Raw genomic sequence first — 14,159 nt, 5'->3', positions numbered from 1 at the left:
TCCTACTTTGCAGAGGGACGTGAGGGGTATTGCGATTGAAGCGTTGCGAGGGCTGCTTGCATGGCCGGCCGACAGGACGGGGCGGTCCGCGACGCAAGTATGGCAAGGCCATTCTCGGCACGCTGGACGTTTTTCTTGATGTATGCGGCGTCATCCGGGAACAGATGAGCACGCCAGTAATTGATCAGGATCAATGCGCTTTGCCGTGCGCGCATCAGCCCGATGATCAGGCTTTCCTCCAGCGCCGTCAGCGGAAGGACCGAGGCATAGCCGGCAATCAGATATTCAGCCCCACCCAACAGCAAGTCCGGGTCGGTGACGACATGACTTGCGGCAATGGCCAGATCCTGAAGGCGCGGGCTGTGGCAGCCGTCGCCGAAGTCGATAAAGCCCAGAGCCTGATCCGTGACCATCATGTTGAAAGGGCTGGGATCGTTGTGGGTGACCTGCCAGACCAGATCACCGGTCTGCGGTGCGATGGTTTCCACATAGTCTTTCATCGCATCGGCGACCTGCGCGGCAACCGGTCCGGGAGGCAAATGTTTTGCGTAAGTCATCAGCCGTGGCCAGCAACCGACATGCCACAGGATCGGGCGGTCGGTTGCGGGCAGGGGCAGGGGGGCGAGGGCCAGGTCCAGCCGGGCCAGCGCGCTGCCGGTCCGGAACAACAGGTCGGGCGTTGCTTCCATCTGGTGCAGGGCAACACCGTCGAGCCGGGTTTGCAGATAGCCGCAAATGCCATCTTCGGCAAAGATCAGGCCGCCGCCAAGTGTCGGCAATATGTCCGGAACGACAAAGCCCGCAGGCCCCCGCAGCCCTGCAATCGCTTCGGCCTGAAAGGCAAAGCTGTCCCGCGCCTCAGGTCTGGTTGATGTCTTCAGGATCAGGCGGCGCCCATCCGCAAGTTCAACCGCCACTGTGCGCTCAACCTCTGAGGACAGGATTTCAAGCTTGCCACTCAACCCAAAGTGACGCTGCAACAGCTCAGCCGAGATGTCGGGTTCCATCGTGCCCGACGGCAGGGCAAGGATGGCAGAGGCGGCGTCGAAATAGGTCTGTGTCGTGGCAGGCTGTTGTGCTCGCCCCTGCCTGCCTGCCGCGTCTGGATCAGTGCAGTTTTCCAATTCGAATAATCCTTGGACCCGTGGCATTTACGTCTGCCGTTCAGCAGGATGCGGCGCGCCAGGGAAGGCGCGACGCGGTCTTGGATCGCGCAGCCGGATCAGATGCCGAAAACGCCCGGCAGCTGTGAAATATCCCGGATTTCGGTGTATTCGTAGAAGGGGTTGGCAGGTTCATGACCCCGGTTGACCCAGACCTTGCTCTTGATCCCCAGATCATAGGCCGACATCAGGTCGTGGCGGAAGGAAGAGGACACATGCGTGACGTCCTCGGGGCCGCAACCCAGCGTGTCGAACATGTACTCAAAGGCCTTGAAGTGCGGCTTGTAAGCGCCTGCTTCTTCAGCGGTCAGCACGGCATGAAACGGCGCGCCGAGTTTGGCGATATTATGGGGGATCTGTACCTTCATCGAGTTGGTAATGGTGACCAGTGGAATTTCCTTGGCCAGCTTTGCCAGCCCCGCCGGGACATCCGCATGCGGCCCCCAGGTCGGGATCTTGTTGTAGACCTTAAGCGCGTCTTCGGAATTGAAGGCGACACCGTTGCGGCGGCAGGCACGTTCCAGCGCGTTGTGGACGACGTCGGCGTAGGGTTTCCAGTCCTGCATCACTTCGTCAAAGCGGTAGCCCTGGAAGTTCCTGATGAATTCCTCCATGCGCGGCGCGTCCAGAAGGTGGCCGTACAGCTCTTGGGCGGCCTCTGCCATCTGGAAGTTGATGAGCGTGCCATGGGTGTCGAAAGTGACATATTTCGGGCGGAAGCGTTCCATGTTTCTGTGTCCTGTCAGTTGAACTCCTGCAACAGCATAAGATCATTCATTTGGCAGAATGTGCCGCAGTGGCACGACTTGCAGCACATGGTCACCAAAATTCACACCAATCCGGCACGGGCTTTTGCGGGAACGCGTTGTGAAACGTCAGGGTCACCCCGGCACAGCAGGCCGAATCGACCGCGCCGGTCCCTCCCCCTGCCAACAGGCAGAGGGAGGGGGCAGGAGCCGGACAGGTGACAACCATCAGGCGACGGCAGCAAAGCCTGCGTCGAGCGATGCAAGGATCGTCTCGACATCGCGCTGGGTCAGGATCAGAGGCGGCGACAGGATGATGTTGTTTCCGGAAACCCGGATCATCGTGCCGTTTTCATAGGTGACGCGGTGCACCGTTCCGATGGTTTTCTTGTCCACCGGCGTCTTGGTCGCGCGATCCGAAACGAGTTCGAGCGCAGACATCAGGCCATGGCCACCGCGGATGTCGCCGATCATGTCGTACTTCTGTTGCAGCAGCTTCAGGCCATCCCACATCTGCGCCCCCCGTGCAGCCGCATTGTCCTTGACCTGAAGGCGTTCGGTTTCCTTCAGGCAGGCAATCGCAGCCGCCGCGCCCACCGGATGGCCCGAATAGGTATAGCCCGAGGCGACGGCGCCCTTGCCGCTGGTGTCGGTCTCGAACACTTCGGCAACCCGGTCTGAAATCATCACCGCCCCAAAGGGAAAATAGCCGTTGGTGATCGCTTTGGCCGTGCACATCATATCCGGTTGCACGCCCCAATGACGCGAGCCGGACCAGCTGCCGGTCCGCCCGAAGGCCGTGATCACCTCATCTGCAATCAACAGAATGCCATGTTTGTCGCAAAGCGAGCGCACGCCGGGCATGAAACTTTCATGGGGCGGGATCACGCCGCCGGCCCCCAGGATGGGCTCCATGATGAAACCGGCGATGGTTTCGGCCCCCTGAAACTTGATCTCATCCTCAAGCGCCGCAAGGCAAAGCTGGGAAAGCCTTTCGGGGTCCGTTTCATTGAAGGGGTTGCGATAGGTGTAGGGGGCCGGAATATGGAAGCACCCCGGCATCAAGGGTTCGTACTGGGTACGGAAATTGGCGTTGCCATTGACCGACGCCCCGAAAGTATGCGTGCCGTGATAGCCCTTCTTCAGGCTGAGAAATTTCACCCGCCCGGCCTCGCCGCGGATCTTATGGTATTGCCGCGCCAGCCGCAGGGACACCTCGACGGAATCCGATCCGCCCGAGGTAAAAAAGGCGCGGGTCACCCCATCGGCAGCGAAGAACTCCTTGAGCATATAGCTCAACTCGATCGCGGCATCGTTGGAGGTGCCGCGAAAGATCGAGTAGTAGGGGAGCTTTTCAAGCTGGTCGGCAATCGCCTGTTTCACCGGGGCGCAGGAATAGCCGAGGTTCACGTTCCAAAGCCCGCCAACCGCATCGACCGTCTTGTGCCCGTCAACGTCGGTGATCTCCACGCCCGATCCGCCTACGATGATATCCGGCGGGTTGGCAAGACTGTCAGCGGGGTGGGTCATCGGGTGCCACAGGTGGCGTGCGTTGTTTTCTTTCAGGAAGTTGGTCTTAATCATAGCGGGGCTCCATTATGGCAAGCGGAAGGGTCAACCAGTTCAAAGGGCCGGGCCGCAAGCCAGGCGCTGCTTCGCTGAGCGCATGTGTCTCAAAAAGCGTACCAGAGATGACATCGGCAAAATCCGGGACGGGTTTCTTGGGTTTCAAGATGCAACCTCCCTGGCCCTGGCAGTGGAAATTCTGGATGGATCGCCGCCCATGGCACTTGTTGCCCTGACCGAAGCGGCAAGGACACATTCGACGATCTGGGCCAGGTTCTCGTCCGTCATTCGGCTTGCGACGCAGGCGGCGGCCAGTGTTGCCGTGACATTGCCGTGCCAGTCAAAGATGGGGGCGGCGATGCCAATGACATCGTCCTGATAGCTCCCGACCGCAATCGCATGGCCCTTTTCCCGGATCAGGCTCAGTTGGGATTCCAGCTGCGCCGCAGTGCTCAGCGTATTTGCAGTATAGCGGTGCAGGTCAATGCGACCGACGAAATCCTGAAAGGTCGCGGCATCCACATGTGCAAGATACACCAGACCCGAGGCCGTGGCATGAAGCGGAAGCGGCTGCGACGGGTCGACAAACGCGCGGGTCGCGATGCGCGGCTCTGCAATCGCGATGGTTGTCAGGGACGCGCCATGGGCGAGGGAGGCATGTGCCGTTTCCCCGGCCTGGTCGGAAAGTTCTTCAAGAATCGGCTGCAAGAGCGCGACAACCGGAAAGGAGGCTTCACGAATGCGCGCCAGCCGCAGCACGGCAGTTCCCAGCCGGTACTTGCGCGTCTGGGGGTGCTGTTCGACGATCCCCTTCGTCGCCAGAGAATTGAGAATGCGCATGGCGGTGACCTTGTCCATCCCGGCGGCGCGAGACAGGTCAGTCAATCCCCATTCGGGGGTGTCCGGGACAAAGAAATCAAGCAAATTCATTGCTTTGTCTATCGTCTTCATGGACGCGTTCCTGGTCTTCTCCGGGGGTGCAACAGCCATATTTTCCATCCTCATGCGTGGGTTTTGACAGAAAAGAAATGAAACCGCAATATCTTTTGAAACGCTGTAGAGAATAGTGAAACACTGCGAGAGCAGCCTGGCAGGACGTGATGTGACGACGCTAGCTTTGACGGGAGCCGCGACCCTGACAGCGCAGCCGGTGATATACCGAAGGTATCTGACGCTCTTCAGCAGAGGCGTTACTACCAGATGGAAGAAACACGCGCTTTGCCAGCGGTTGGGTCATCACAAAGGCAGATCATTCTGCCGGGCGTCCCGCTATCCTGCCTGGTCCGTATGTTCCGGCACCTGGACAGAAGACGTGCCGGTCAGCGCGAATTCCAGCTTTCTGACTGCGATTTGCATGTTTTTCACAAGTTTCGCCCGGTGATCGGCAGTGAGGTTCATATCCGGGACCGCAATGGCGATTGTGCCGGCCGGATCCGCCGCATCGACAAAGAACGGCATCGCAACGCTTGCGACGCCCACTTCAACAGCATTGCGGGAATAGGCATAGCCGCGCGCCTTTGTTGCCGAGATCACCTTTAGAAGTTCATCGTGATCGGTCACCGTAAAACGCGTCAGCCTTTCGCGCGGAAGTGCAAGCAGACGTCTTTGCGTTTCCGCGGTGCAAAACGACATGTAGGCCAGGCCGGATGCCGAGGAATGGAATGGATATCTGTCAGCAGGCCGCAAATTGATGACATTGCCGCGATACGGCAGGTTGTAGGCCACGGTCGACATACCGGAGGTCCCGGGTATGCCGACATGAACCGTTTCACTGGTCTTCTTGCACAGCCACTCAGAGACGATCTGGGTGGCCTTGATCATCGGCACAGTGGCCTCGCGAAGACGCGCCAACGCGAGAAAACCCGAGCCGAGAAAGTATTTTCGATTTTCGGGATTCTGCTCAATGAAACCGCTGTTCGTCAATGATATCAGCAGCCTGCGGACGACAGCTTTGTCTTCGCCTGTCATCCGTGCAAGTTCATTCAAGCCGATCTCCAGCCGCTCCAGGGAAAACTGACGCAGGAGTTCCATTGCCTTGTCGACCGTTGACATTGCGCCTCCCAGAATTTGCTGACCAACCGGCATCTCCCTCGGAACCTAGCGCCTGCGCGCGGCAATAGGCCACCAAAATACCATGGAGGTGCGTTATTCGCACCAAAGGTGCTTTTCCTTTTGAGTAGGAAACCCATGGCGTCATGCTGTCGTGAAATTGCCCCGAGAGCCGATTCCGATCTTACCCGGGGTGGACATTGAAATTTCTGAACCTCGCGTCCGTACCGGGGTGGAAGGCCTGAATTGCATGATCAGTAACATCCCGGAAAACGCCCCGGTTGTTATCATAGGTGGCGGCATTATCGGTGTGTCGACGCTGTATCATCTGGCAAAGCGGGGCGTTCCGGCGGTGCTGATCGAGCGGCGCAAACTGGCCAGCGGCACAACATGGCACGCAGCGGGCATCGTCGGACAGCTGCGTGACAGCACCGCCCAGACCGAGCTGGGCAAATACACCGCCCGCCTGTTCCGCGAGCTGGAAGAAGAGACCGGCCAGGCGACCGGCTACAAGCCCAACGGCACCATCAATCTGGCCCTGGGGGCAGTGCGTCACGAACAATTGCTGCGCAGCCACGACCACGCAGCCCGTATGGGCATCGAATCCTATCTGCTGTCGGTCGAGGAACTGAACGAGAAATGGCCCCTGATCCGGACCGATGACGTGAAATCCTCCTTCTTCGTACCCTCCAACGGCCAGGTGAATCCGCTGGATGTGACCGTGGCGCTGAGCAAGGGCGCGCGGATGCACGGTGCGCAGATATTCGAGAACACCAAGGTTACCGATCTGATCCTGCGCGACGGCAAGGTGGTCGGCGTGGAAACAGACAAGGGCGTGATCGCAACGAACAAGGTGCTGCTGGCGGGCGGCATGTGGAGCCACCTTTTCGCCAAGGCCGTGGGCGTGACAGTACCGCTGCACGCCGCCGAGCATTTCTACATCGTGACCGAGCCGGTCGCGGGGCTGCCAAAGACCCAGCCGATCCTGAACATCGCCGAAGAGCGCACCTACTGGAAGGAAGACACCGGCAAACTGCTGATCGGCGCCTTTGAGCAGAAGGGCAAGCCCTACGGCGTGGACGGTATTCCGGAGGATTTCGAATTCGACGAACTGCCCTTCGACACGGAGCATGTCGAGGCCAACCTTGAAAAGATGTTCGAGCGCATGCCGGCCCTGTCCGAAATGGGCATCCAGACCTTCTTTAACGGGCCGGAAAGCTTCACGCCGGACGGCCGCCCCTATCTGGGCCCGACCGCCGAGGTCAGGGGGCTTTATCTTGCAACCGGCATGAACTCCAACGGCATCCTGAATTCCGGTGGCGTCGGGCTGACCATGGCGGAGTGGATGATTGATGGCGCGCCCTCGCGCGGCATGGGGCCGATGCTGGCGCGGCGTGCCCATCCGTTCCAGTCGAACACCAGATACAACCGCGACCGGGCAGCAGAAGCGGTGGGCTTCCATTATGGCGTCTCCTGGGCCGGTCGGCAGGTCCACTCGGCGCGCGGGATCCGGAAGGTTCCGCTGCATGATCGGCTGGCCAGTGCAGGTGCCACCTTTGCCGAGCGTATCGGCTGGGAAATACCCATGTATTTCGACCCCGAAAAGAAAGGCTGGAACGAAGAGCCGAACCTGTGGTGGAAGGACTGGTCCCCGCTGGTACAGGAAGAATGCCTGGCCGCGCGGGATGCGGCGGTGCTGATCGACCAGTCAATGTATGCCAAGATCCAGGTGCAGGGGCCGGATGCGGTGCATGCGCTGAACCGGGTCTGCGGTGCCCAGATGGACGTGCCCACCGGCACCTCGGTCTATACCCAGTTCCTGAACACCCGCGGCGGCATCGAGGCCGACGTCACCGTGACCCGGATAGCGCCTGAATGTTTCATGGTGATCACCGGCCATCCCAGCCAGACCCGCGATCCTGCCTGGATCCGTGATCATGCCGATCCGGCCTGGCGGTTCGAGATTTTCGACGCGACCTCGGCCTATGGTCTGATCACCCTGCACGGCCCGAAATCGCGCGAGATTCTTGCCTCCCTCACGGGGGACGACCTGTCAAACGAGGCTTTCCCCTTTGGCGCGGCCCGCGAGATTGACATCGCCTATGCCCGCGGCTGGGCGATCCGGCGCTCTTTCCTGGGCGAGCTGGGCTATGAGTTGCTGCTTCCGACCGAATTCACCCTCCATGTCTATGACGCTCTGATGGCGGCTGGCCGGCCGCTCGGGCTCCGCCATATGGGGATGTTCGCGATGAACTCCTGCCGTCTTGAGAAAGGGTTCCGCCACTTCGGCCAGGATATCGGCGAGGGGGGTACGCCTTATGAAGCGGGCCTTGGCTTTGCCGTCGACCTGAACAAGGACGATGCGTTTCTGGGCAAGGATGTCCTGGCCGAACAGCAGGCAAACGGGCCTGCGCAAAGGTCCCGCACCCTGTCATGTATCGTCGAGGGCGTCGATGCCACATCCGGTCCCTACCTGATCCACAATGAACCGATCTGGCGCGAGGGTCACCTCGTGGGCCATGTGACATCAGGGGATTGGGGGTTCCGGCTTGAGGCGATGGTGGGCCTGGCAAGCCTGCATCAAGACGACGGGGTGACGAAGGCCTGGATCGACGAGGGCGGTTTCGAGGTTCAGATCGCCGGGAAAATGTATCCATTGCGCGTGCAGCTCGCGCCTTACTACGATCGGACAGGCGCCATCATGCGCAGCTGAGGTCCGCCAGCAACAGGGAGAAACGACGTGACCGACAAAACAATACTGGTCATCGGAACATACGACACAAAGAACAGCGAGCTTGAGTTTATTGCGGAAAAGATTCGCAGTCTTGACGGCGCCATCCTGACCATGGATGTCAGCGTGCTTGGCAATCCCGAGACGCCGACAGACATCTCCAAACACCAGGTTGCCGAGGCCGGGGACAGCTCCATCGAAGCCGCGATCGAAAGCGGCAATGAACATGTGGCGATGAACATCATGTCTGCCGGCGCGCAGGTTCTGGCCCGGCGGCTGGTCGATGCGGGTCAGATCGACGGCGTGATCATCCTGGGTGGCACGATGGGAACCGACCTTGCACTGGATGTCTGTCAGGCACTCCCGCTCGGGATGCCAAAATACGTTGTCTCGACGGTCTCCTTCTCGGCGCTCATTCCGGCTGAACGCCTGTCACCGGACATCCAGATGATCCTCTGGGCTGGCGGGCTATACGGCATGAACGCGATCTGCCGCGCATCGCTGGCGCAGGCGGCGGGGGCGGTACTCGGCGCGGCCCGCGCGGCGGAGCCGGTCCAGGTCGAACGCCCCCTGATCGGCGTCACCTCTCTTGGCACCTCCTGCCTGAAATATATCAAACAGCTGAAACCCGCACTGGAAGAGCGCGGCTATGAGGTCGCGGTCTTTCACGCCATGGGTATGGGCGGCATGGCATTTGAACAGCTCGCCGCACAAAAGGCCTTTGTCTGCGTCTTCGACTTCGCAGGGTCCGAGCTTGGCAACCTTCTTGCGGGATCGGTGGTGAATGCCGGGCGCGACAGGCACCGGGCTGCTGGCCGCGCAGGCATTCCGCAACTTGTCGCGCCCGGCTGCATGGACCTGATCGACTTTGCCGGTTGGCAGGACATTCCCGAACGTTTCGCGGACCGGCCTATTCATATGCACAACAAGCTGGTCAAGAATACCTTCTACAATCAGGAAGAGCGCCGCGAGATCGCGCGCGAGCTTAACAAGCGTCTGGGGGAAAGTGCCGCACCGACCCATCTGATCATTCCCCGTGGCGGGATCGAGGAATGGGACCGCCCCGGCGGTGACTGCCACGATCCCGAAGGATTGGCCGCCTTCGTGTCAGAGCTGCGCGAGACTGCAGCCGACTCTGTCGCGGTGACCGAAACCGAGGCCCATATCAACGACACGGAATTCTCGGCAATCGCCCTGAATATTTTCGATCAATGGGTCAGCGACGGCATCGTGCCGCGTGCACCTTAAAAAGCCCCGTTAAAAAGCCCCGGTCCAGCCAATTCCAGTCTGGACTGACAAAACTGAAGTCTAACACCAAGGAGAAAACCATGAACAAGATGATAACACATACCGCGCTGGCCCTTGTGCTGAGCGCAACCGCGGCTTTTGCCGAATATCCTGAAAAGCCGGTCGAATTCATTGTCCCGTTCCCTCCCGGAGATCTCGAAGACGTCCTGACCCGGATGATCGCCGACAAATTCCAGGAAATGTACGGCGTTCCCGCCGCGGTCGTGAACAAACCCGGCGGCGGTGGCGGCCCTTTCCCTGGTGCTGTTGAAGTGGCCGGTGCCAAACCGGACGGCTATACTGTCGGTTCCTTCGTCATCGACGTTCCTGTTGTTGGCCCCACCATCGGCATTCCGGAACTCGACCCGAACCCATTCGACCCGGTGGGCATTTTCCTGACCTATCCCTTTGTGGTCGCGACCCTGGCCAGCCAGCCCTACGACACCTGGGAAGAACTCTCGGAATATGCAAAAACAAACGATGTCTCTCTGGGACATTACGGCAGCTTTCTCGCACCAACTCAGGTGACCTTTGCCGGCGCTCAGAAAAGTGGCTGGGATTTCACTTCGGAAGCGGCTTTTGACCTGCTGGATTGCAACGTTCTTGCCTCCGGGGACGTCGATATCGTCAACGCGACACTTCAGACGCTGCTGCCGTGCATCGACGATCTCAAGATTCTCGCCAGCATCGGCGAAGCCCGCACACCCGTGACACCCGATACGCCGACAATTGCGGAACTGGTTCCTGGCCTGACCCTGTCACTGTGGAACGGTCTGTTCCTGCCCAAAGGCACCCCGCAAGAGGCCGCCGACAAGATCGAGGCCGCGGCAAAGGCCGCGCTGGAAACCGACGCCGCCAAGAAGCTGGCCCAGGACACCGGGGCGCTGATCTACTGGAAAGATGCGGCACAGGCCTCCGACCAGATTGCGCAGGACATCGAGGTCAACACCGAGATCCAGCAATTGCTCGACAACTAACCCGATGCGGCCGGGGGGGTCAGCCCCTCCCGGTCCGTCCGCTCCAAGCAAGAAAGCACTCTCATGGCCAAGCTGAAGATGTTCCAAGACTTGTTCCAACGGTATCGGCGCCCCGGAGACCTTGTCTTTGCGGTCCTGTTTCTGGCTTTTGCAGCTTTTCTGCTCTCGCAACTCGGAGAACAGACAGTCATCGCAAAACGGACAAAGTGGTATAGCCAGCCTGCACTCTGGCCGGGCATCGGGGTCGTGGGCATGTTTGTCTTTGGCGCGTTCCACCTGCTCGGCTCGCTCGTCTCGCCGCGCATTGCGGGGCGATGGACCGAAGTCCTGTTCTGGCTGCGGGCCGCAGAATATGTCCTGTATTTCTTCATCTACGTGGTGCTGGTGCCGCAGCTTGGTTACCTGCCATCGACGATTGTCTTCACCCTTTTCCTGACAATACGCGCGGGGTTCAGAGGGTGGAAATTCATCCTCTCCGCCGTCCTGTTCGGCGTTGTCACCGCGTTGATCTTCCGCGGTTTTCTGCAGGTAAAGATCCCGGCTGGAGAGATCTACCAATATCTCCCGGACGGCATCCGCTCCTTTGCAATGATCTATCTGTGAGGCCGATATGGACACCTTGATTTCAGGCCTCGCAATCCTCGCCCACTGGGACGTCATGGTCGCCCTGCTGATCGGCTCGATCGGCGGAGTTGTCATCGGCGCCCTGCCCGGGGTCGGCCCCGCGATTGCCATCGCCATCCTTCTGCCTGCCACCTTTTCCTTTGAACCCATCGTCGGTCTGACATTGTTGCTCGGCATCTATGGCAGTTCGATGTACGGGGGCGCCATTCCCGCCATTCTGATCAATACGCCCGGCACGCCCGTCAACGCGCTGACCACATATGACGGCTACCCGATGACCAAGCGCGGCGAAGGTCACCGGGCGGTCTCCCTCGCCTATACCGCGTCGTTCTTTGGCGGTGTCTTTTCCATCCTCTGTCTGATTGTCCTGTCACCACTCCTGGCATGGATTGCCCCGCATTTCGGCAGCAGGGAGATCTTTCTGGCGGCGTTTCTCGGCATTTTGCTGGTCGTCGTGGCGCACCGGGGGCAGACCTTTGCCGCGGGGATGCTGGCCTTTCTGGGCATCTTTCTGAACACCGTCGGGCTGGAGCCGGTCAAATACACAAAGCGATATACCTTCGATCAGTCATGGCTGGCCTCCGGTTTCGATCTGATCGTGGTGGTGCTGGGCCTCTTTGCCATCAGTCAGGCCTTTCTGTTGCTGATCGAACGCGACCACACGCCGGAAAAAGCCGCCGTCAGCGGCAGCATGATGTCCGGTTTCAAGGAACTTCTGGGCATCAAGCGCATCGCGACGGTGTCGTCGTCCTTGGGCGTGCTGATGGGCATGATCCCCGGCGTCGGTGAATTCACGGCGCAATTCCTGTCCTACACCTATGCGCAGAAATCCTCGAAAACCCCTGAATTGTTCGGCAAGGGGTCGCCAGAGGGGCTCGTCGCCTCGGAAGCGGCCAACAACGCGGTGCCTGCGGCGGCGATGATCCCCCTGCTTGCCCTTGGCATTCCGGGTGAGGCACTGACCGCGATGATGCTGACGGTGTTCTATGTCCACAACGTCATCCCCGGGCCGCAATTGTTTGCCGATCAGCTCGATTTCGTCATGGCGCTTTATATGGCGCTGATCCTTCTGAACGTGATCGTCCTGGTCTTCCTGCTGTTTTCGACCAATCTGCTGTTGCGGATCATGCAGATTCCGACCCGGTTTCTGGGCATGATGATCCTGACGCTGTCCTTCATCGGGGTCTATTCGCTGCGCAACTCTGCCACCGATTGCGTCATCGCGATGGGGTTCGGCGTCTTCGGCCTGATTCTGAAGCGGCTCAACCTCCCGATCGTGCCGATCATCCTTGGCATCGTGCTGGGCGGCATCATGGAGGTCAAATTGCGCACCGCGATGGCCGCCGTGAAGACACCGCTGGATTTTGTCAGCCGGCCAATTGCGGCGATCCTCTTTGTCATGATCCTGTTGGTGCTGATCCTGCACCTGCGCACATTGATCCGCGAGCACAAGGCAAAGCACGGCCCCGACCCGATCGGCCCTGATCACGAACACTCTAGCCAGCAAGGTTGAACCCGATGGATCAAGCGTCAATTGACAAACTCCGCGCAACAGATGTTCCCCTGCAGGGACATTTCATTGGCGGCCGCAGCGTGCCTGCTGCCGAGGGCGGGACATTGGATGTCATCTCGCCGATCGACGGCAGCGTCCTGACGCAGATCGCCGACGGCAGCGCAGCCGATGTCGCGCGGGCCGTCGGCAGCGCCCGCGAGGCGTTCGAGGATGGCCGCTGGTCGCGGATGGCCCCTGCCGCGCGCAAGAAGGTTCTGTTGCGCCTGGCAGACCTGATCGAGGCCCGCGCACTGGAGCTTGCGGTGCTGGGCGTGCGGGACAACGGGACAGAGATCGGCATGGCTTTCAAGGCCGAGGCGCTGTCGGCGGCCAACACCTTCCGCTACTATGGAGAGGCCATCGACAAGATCTATGGCCAGATCGCGCCCACAGCGGACAATGTCCTGGGGCTGGTTCATCACGGCCCGGTCGGGGTGGTCGGGGCGATTGTCCCCTGGAACTTCCCACTGATGATCGGCAGCTGGAAAATTGCCCCGGCGCTTGCTGCGGGCAATTCGCTGGTGCTGAAACCGGGGGAAACCGCGTCCTTGACCTTGCTCAGGATCGCCGAACTTGCCAGCGAGGCCGGCCTGCCCGACGGCGTGTTCAACGTCGTCACCGGCCGGGGTGCCACCGCCGGAGAGGCGCTAGCGCTGAGCATGGATGTCGACGTGCTGGTCTTCACCGGCTCCGGCGGCACCGGGCGGCGGTTGCTGGAATATTCGGCACGCTCGAACCTCAAACGCTGCTACCTGGAACTGGGCGGCAAATCCCCTAACATCGTCTTCAATGACGCGCCCGATCTGGCCGCCGCTGCGGCAACCTCGGCAGGGGGCATCTTCCGGAACTCCGGCCAGGTCTGCGTGGCCGGGTCGCGGCTGCTGGTGCAGGAAGACATCGCGGAAGATTTCGTGCAGGCCCTGACGCAACATGCCGAGGCCTTCGTGGTGGGCGATCCGCTGGACCTCAACAGCCAGATCGGCGCGGTGCATTCGGATGTGCAGCTGCGGGCCAACCTCGGTTTTGTTGCCCGTGCCGAGGCCGAGGGCGCCGAGCGCCGCACCGGCGGCGCACAAATCCTGCAAGACACCGGCGGCTTCTACATGCAGCCGACGATCATCTCCGGCGTCAAACCGACGGACCATCTGTTTTGCAATGAGGTTTTCGGACCGGTGCTTGCCGTCACGACCTTCAGGGACGAGGACGAGGCGATCCGCCTCGCCAACGGCACCGACTTCGGCCTTGCCGCCGGGGTCTGGACATCAAACCTGTCGCGGGCGCACCGGATGATCGGCCGCATCCGCTCCGGCGTCATTCACGTGAACACCTACGGCGGTTCCGATCTGACCGTCCCGCTGGGCGGGCACAAGCAATCCGGCAACGGGCACGACAAGTCATTGCACGCGATGGAAAAATACATGGACCTAAAAACCGCATGGATTGCGCTATGACCAATACCACCGC

11 protein-coding genes are annotated in these 14,159 nt (G+C 60.4%); 6 read left to right on the top strand and 5 right to left on the bottom strand.

What is annotated here, in order from left to right:
• Positions 1 to 2: 2 nt before the first annotated feature.
• The 5 genes from PVW51_RS08605 to PVW51_RS08585 all read right to left on the bottom strand — a co-directional run bounded on the left by PVW51_RS08605 (position 3) and on the right by PVW51_RS08585 (position 5,527).
• Positions 3 to 1,124 carry a phosphotransferase enzyme family protein gene (locus PVW51_RS08605; protein ID WP_274574558.1) on the bottom strand — a complete coding sequence of 374 codons (1,122 nt, stop codon included), beginning with the start codon at positions 1,122 to 1,124 and terminating at the stop codon, positions 3 to 5.
• 98 nt (positions 1,125 to 1,222) lie between these two features.
• Positions 1,223 to 1,891 (bottom strand): haloacid dehalogenase type II, encoded by a 669-nt coding sequence (locus PVW51_RS08600; RefSeq protein WP_274574557.1) that lies wholly within the window; start codon positions 1,889 to 1,891, stop codon positions 1,223 to 1,225.
• Positions 1,892 to 2,137: 246 nt separating this feature from the next.
• Positions 2,138 to 3,493 carry an aspartate aminotransferase family protein gene (locus tag PVW51_RS08595; protein ID WP_274574556.1) on the bottom strand — a complete coding sequence of 452 codons (1,356 nt, stop codon included), beginning with the start codon at positions 3,491 to 3,493 and terminating at the stop codon, positions 2,138 to 2,140.
• A gap of 144 nt (positions 3,494 to 3,637) precedes the next feature.
• Entirely contained in the window at positions 3,638 to 4,426 is a 789-nt protein-coding gene (locus PVW51_RS08590) for an IclR family transcriptional regulator (protein WP_274574555.1), read from the bottom strand.
• Positions 4,427 to 4,744: 318 nt separating this feature from the next.
• Positions 4,745 to 5,527, bottom strand: coding sequence for an IclR family transcriptional regulator (locus PVW51_RS08585; RefSeq protein WP_274574554.1), 783 nt, complete (start codon positions 5,525 to 5,527; stop codon positions 4,745 to 4,747).
• A gap of 247 nt (positions 5,528 to 5,774) precedes the next feature.
• Here PVW51_RS08585 and PVW51_RS08580 point away from each other — a divergent pair, with 247 nt between their 5' ends.
• The 6 genes from PVW51_RS08580 to PVW51_RS08555 all read left to right on the top strand — a co-directional run bounded on the left by PVW51_RS08580 (position 5,775) and on the right by PVW51_RS08555 (position 14,146).
• Positions 5,775 to 8,237 carry an FAD-dependent oxidoreductase gene (locus PVW51_RS08580; RefSeq protein ID WP_274574553.1) on the top strand — a complete coding sequence of 821 codons (2,463 nt, stop codon included), beginning with the start codon at positions 5,775 to 5,777 and terminating at the stop codon, positions 8,235 to 8,237.
• Between the two features lie 27 nt (positions 8,238 to 8,264).
• A complete protein-coding gene (locus PVW51_RS08575; RefSeq protein WP_274574552.1) occupies positions 8,265 to 9,503 on the top strand; it encodes a Tm-1-like ATP-binding domain-containing protein in 1,239 nt (412 codons plus the stop codon).
• An 80-nt stretch (positions 9,504 to 9,583) separates the two neighbouring features.
• Positions 9,584 to 10,519 (top strand): tripartite tricarboxylate transporter substrate binding protein, encoded by a 936-nt coding sequence (locus PVW51_RS08570; RefSeq protein WP_269360583.1) that lies wholly within the window; start codon positions 9,584 to 9,586, stop codon positions 10,517 to 10,519.
• Positions 10,520 to 10,582: 63 nt separating this feature from the next.
• A complete protein-coding gene (locus tag PVW51_RS08565; RefSeq protein ID WP_269360584.1) occupies positions 10,583 to 11,122 on the top strand; it encodes a tripartite tricarboxylate transporter TctB family protein in 540 nt (179 codons plus the stop codon).
• Between the two features lie 7 nt (positions 11,123 to 11,129).
• On the top strand, positions 11,130 to 12,656 hold the full coding sequence (locus PVW51_RS08560) for a tripartite tricarboxylate transporter permease (protein WP_274574550.1): 1,527 nt from the start codon (positions 11,130 to 11,132) through the stop codon (positions 12,654 to 12,656).
• 5 nt (positions 12,657 to 12,661) lie between these two features.
• Positions 12,662 to 14,146 (top strand): aldehyde dehydrogenase, encoded by a 1,485-nt coding sequence (locus tag PVW51_RS08555; protein WP_274574549.1) that lies wholly within the window; start codon positions 12,662 to 12,664, stop codon positions 14,144 to 14,146.
• Positions 14,147 to 14,159 lie beyond the last annotated feature (13 nt).

The organism is Sulfitobacter sp. PR48, assembly GCF_028807335.1.
Classification (GTDB): Bacteria; Pseudomonadota; Alphaproteobacteria; order Rhodobacterales; family Rhodobacteraceae; genus Sulfitobacter.
This window is presented reverse-complemented; position numbering and strand designations above follow the sequence as displayed.

Bases quoted from the DNA above. Each gene is read 5' to 3' on its own strand.
- PVW51_RS08565 (WP_269360584.1), top strand. From the start codon at position 10,583: ATGGCCAAGCTGAAGATGTTCCAAGACTTGTTCCAACGGTATCGGCGC.
- PVW51_RS08585 (WP_274574554.1), bottom strand. From the start codon at position 5,527: ATGTCAACGGTCGACAAGGCAATGGAACTCCTGCGTCAGTTTTCCCTG.
- PVW51_RS08570 (WP_269360583.1), top strand. From the start codon at position 9,584: ATGAACAAGATGATAACACATACCGCGCTGGCCCTTGTGCTGAGCGCA.
- PVW51_RS08555 (WP_274574549.1), top strand. From the start codon at position 12,662: ATGGATCAAGCGTCAATTGACAAACTCCGCGCAACAGATGTTCCCCTG.
- PVW51_RS08560 (WP_274574550.1), top strand. From the start codon at position 11,130: ATGGACACCTTGATTTCAGGCCTCGCAATCCTCGCCCACTGGGACGTC.
- PVW51_RS08590 (WP_274574555.1), bottom strand. From the start codon at position 4,426: ATGAAGACGATAGACAAAGCAATGAATTTGCTTGATTTCTTTGTCCCG.
- PVW51_RS08600 (WP_274574557.1), bottom strand. From the start codon at position 1,891: ATGGAACGCTTCCGCCCGAAATATGTCACTTTCGACACCCATGGCACG.
- PVW51_RS08595 (WP_274574556.1), bottom strand. From the start codon at position 3,493: ATGATTAAGACCAACTTCCTGAAAGAAAACAACGCACGCCACCTGTGG.
- PVW51_RS08580 (WP_274574553.1), top strand. From the start codon at position 5,775: ATGATCAGTAACATCCCGGAAAACGCCCCGGTTGTTATCATAGGTGGC.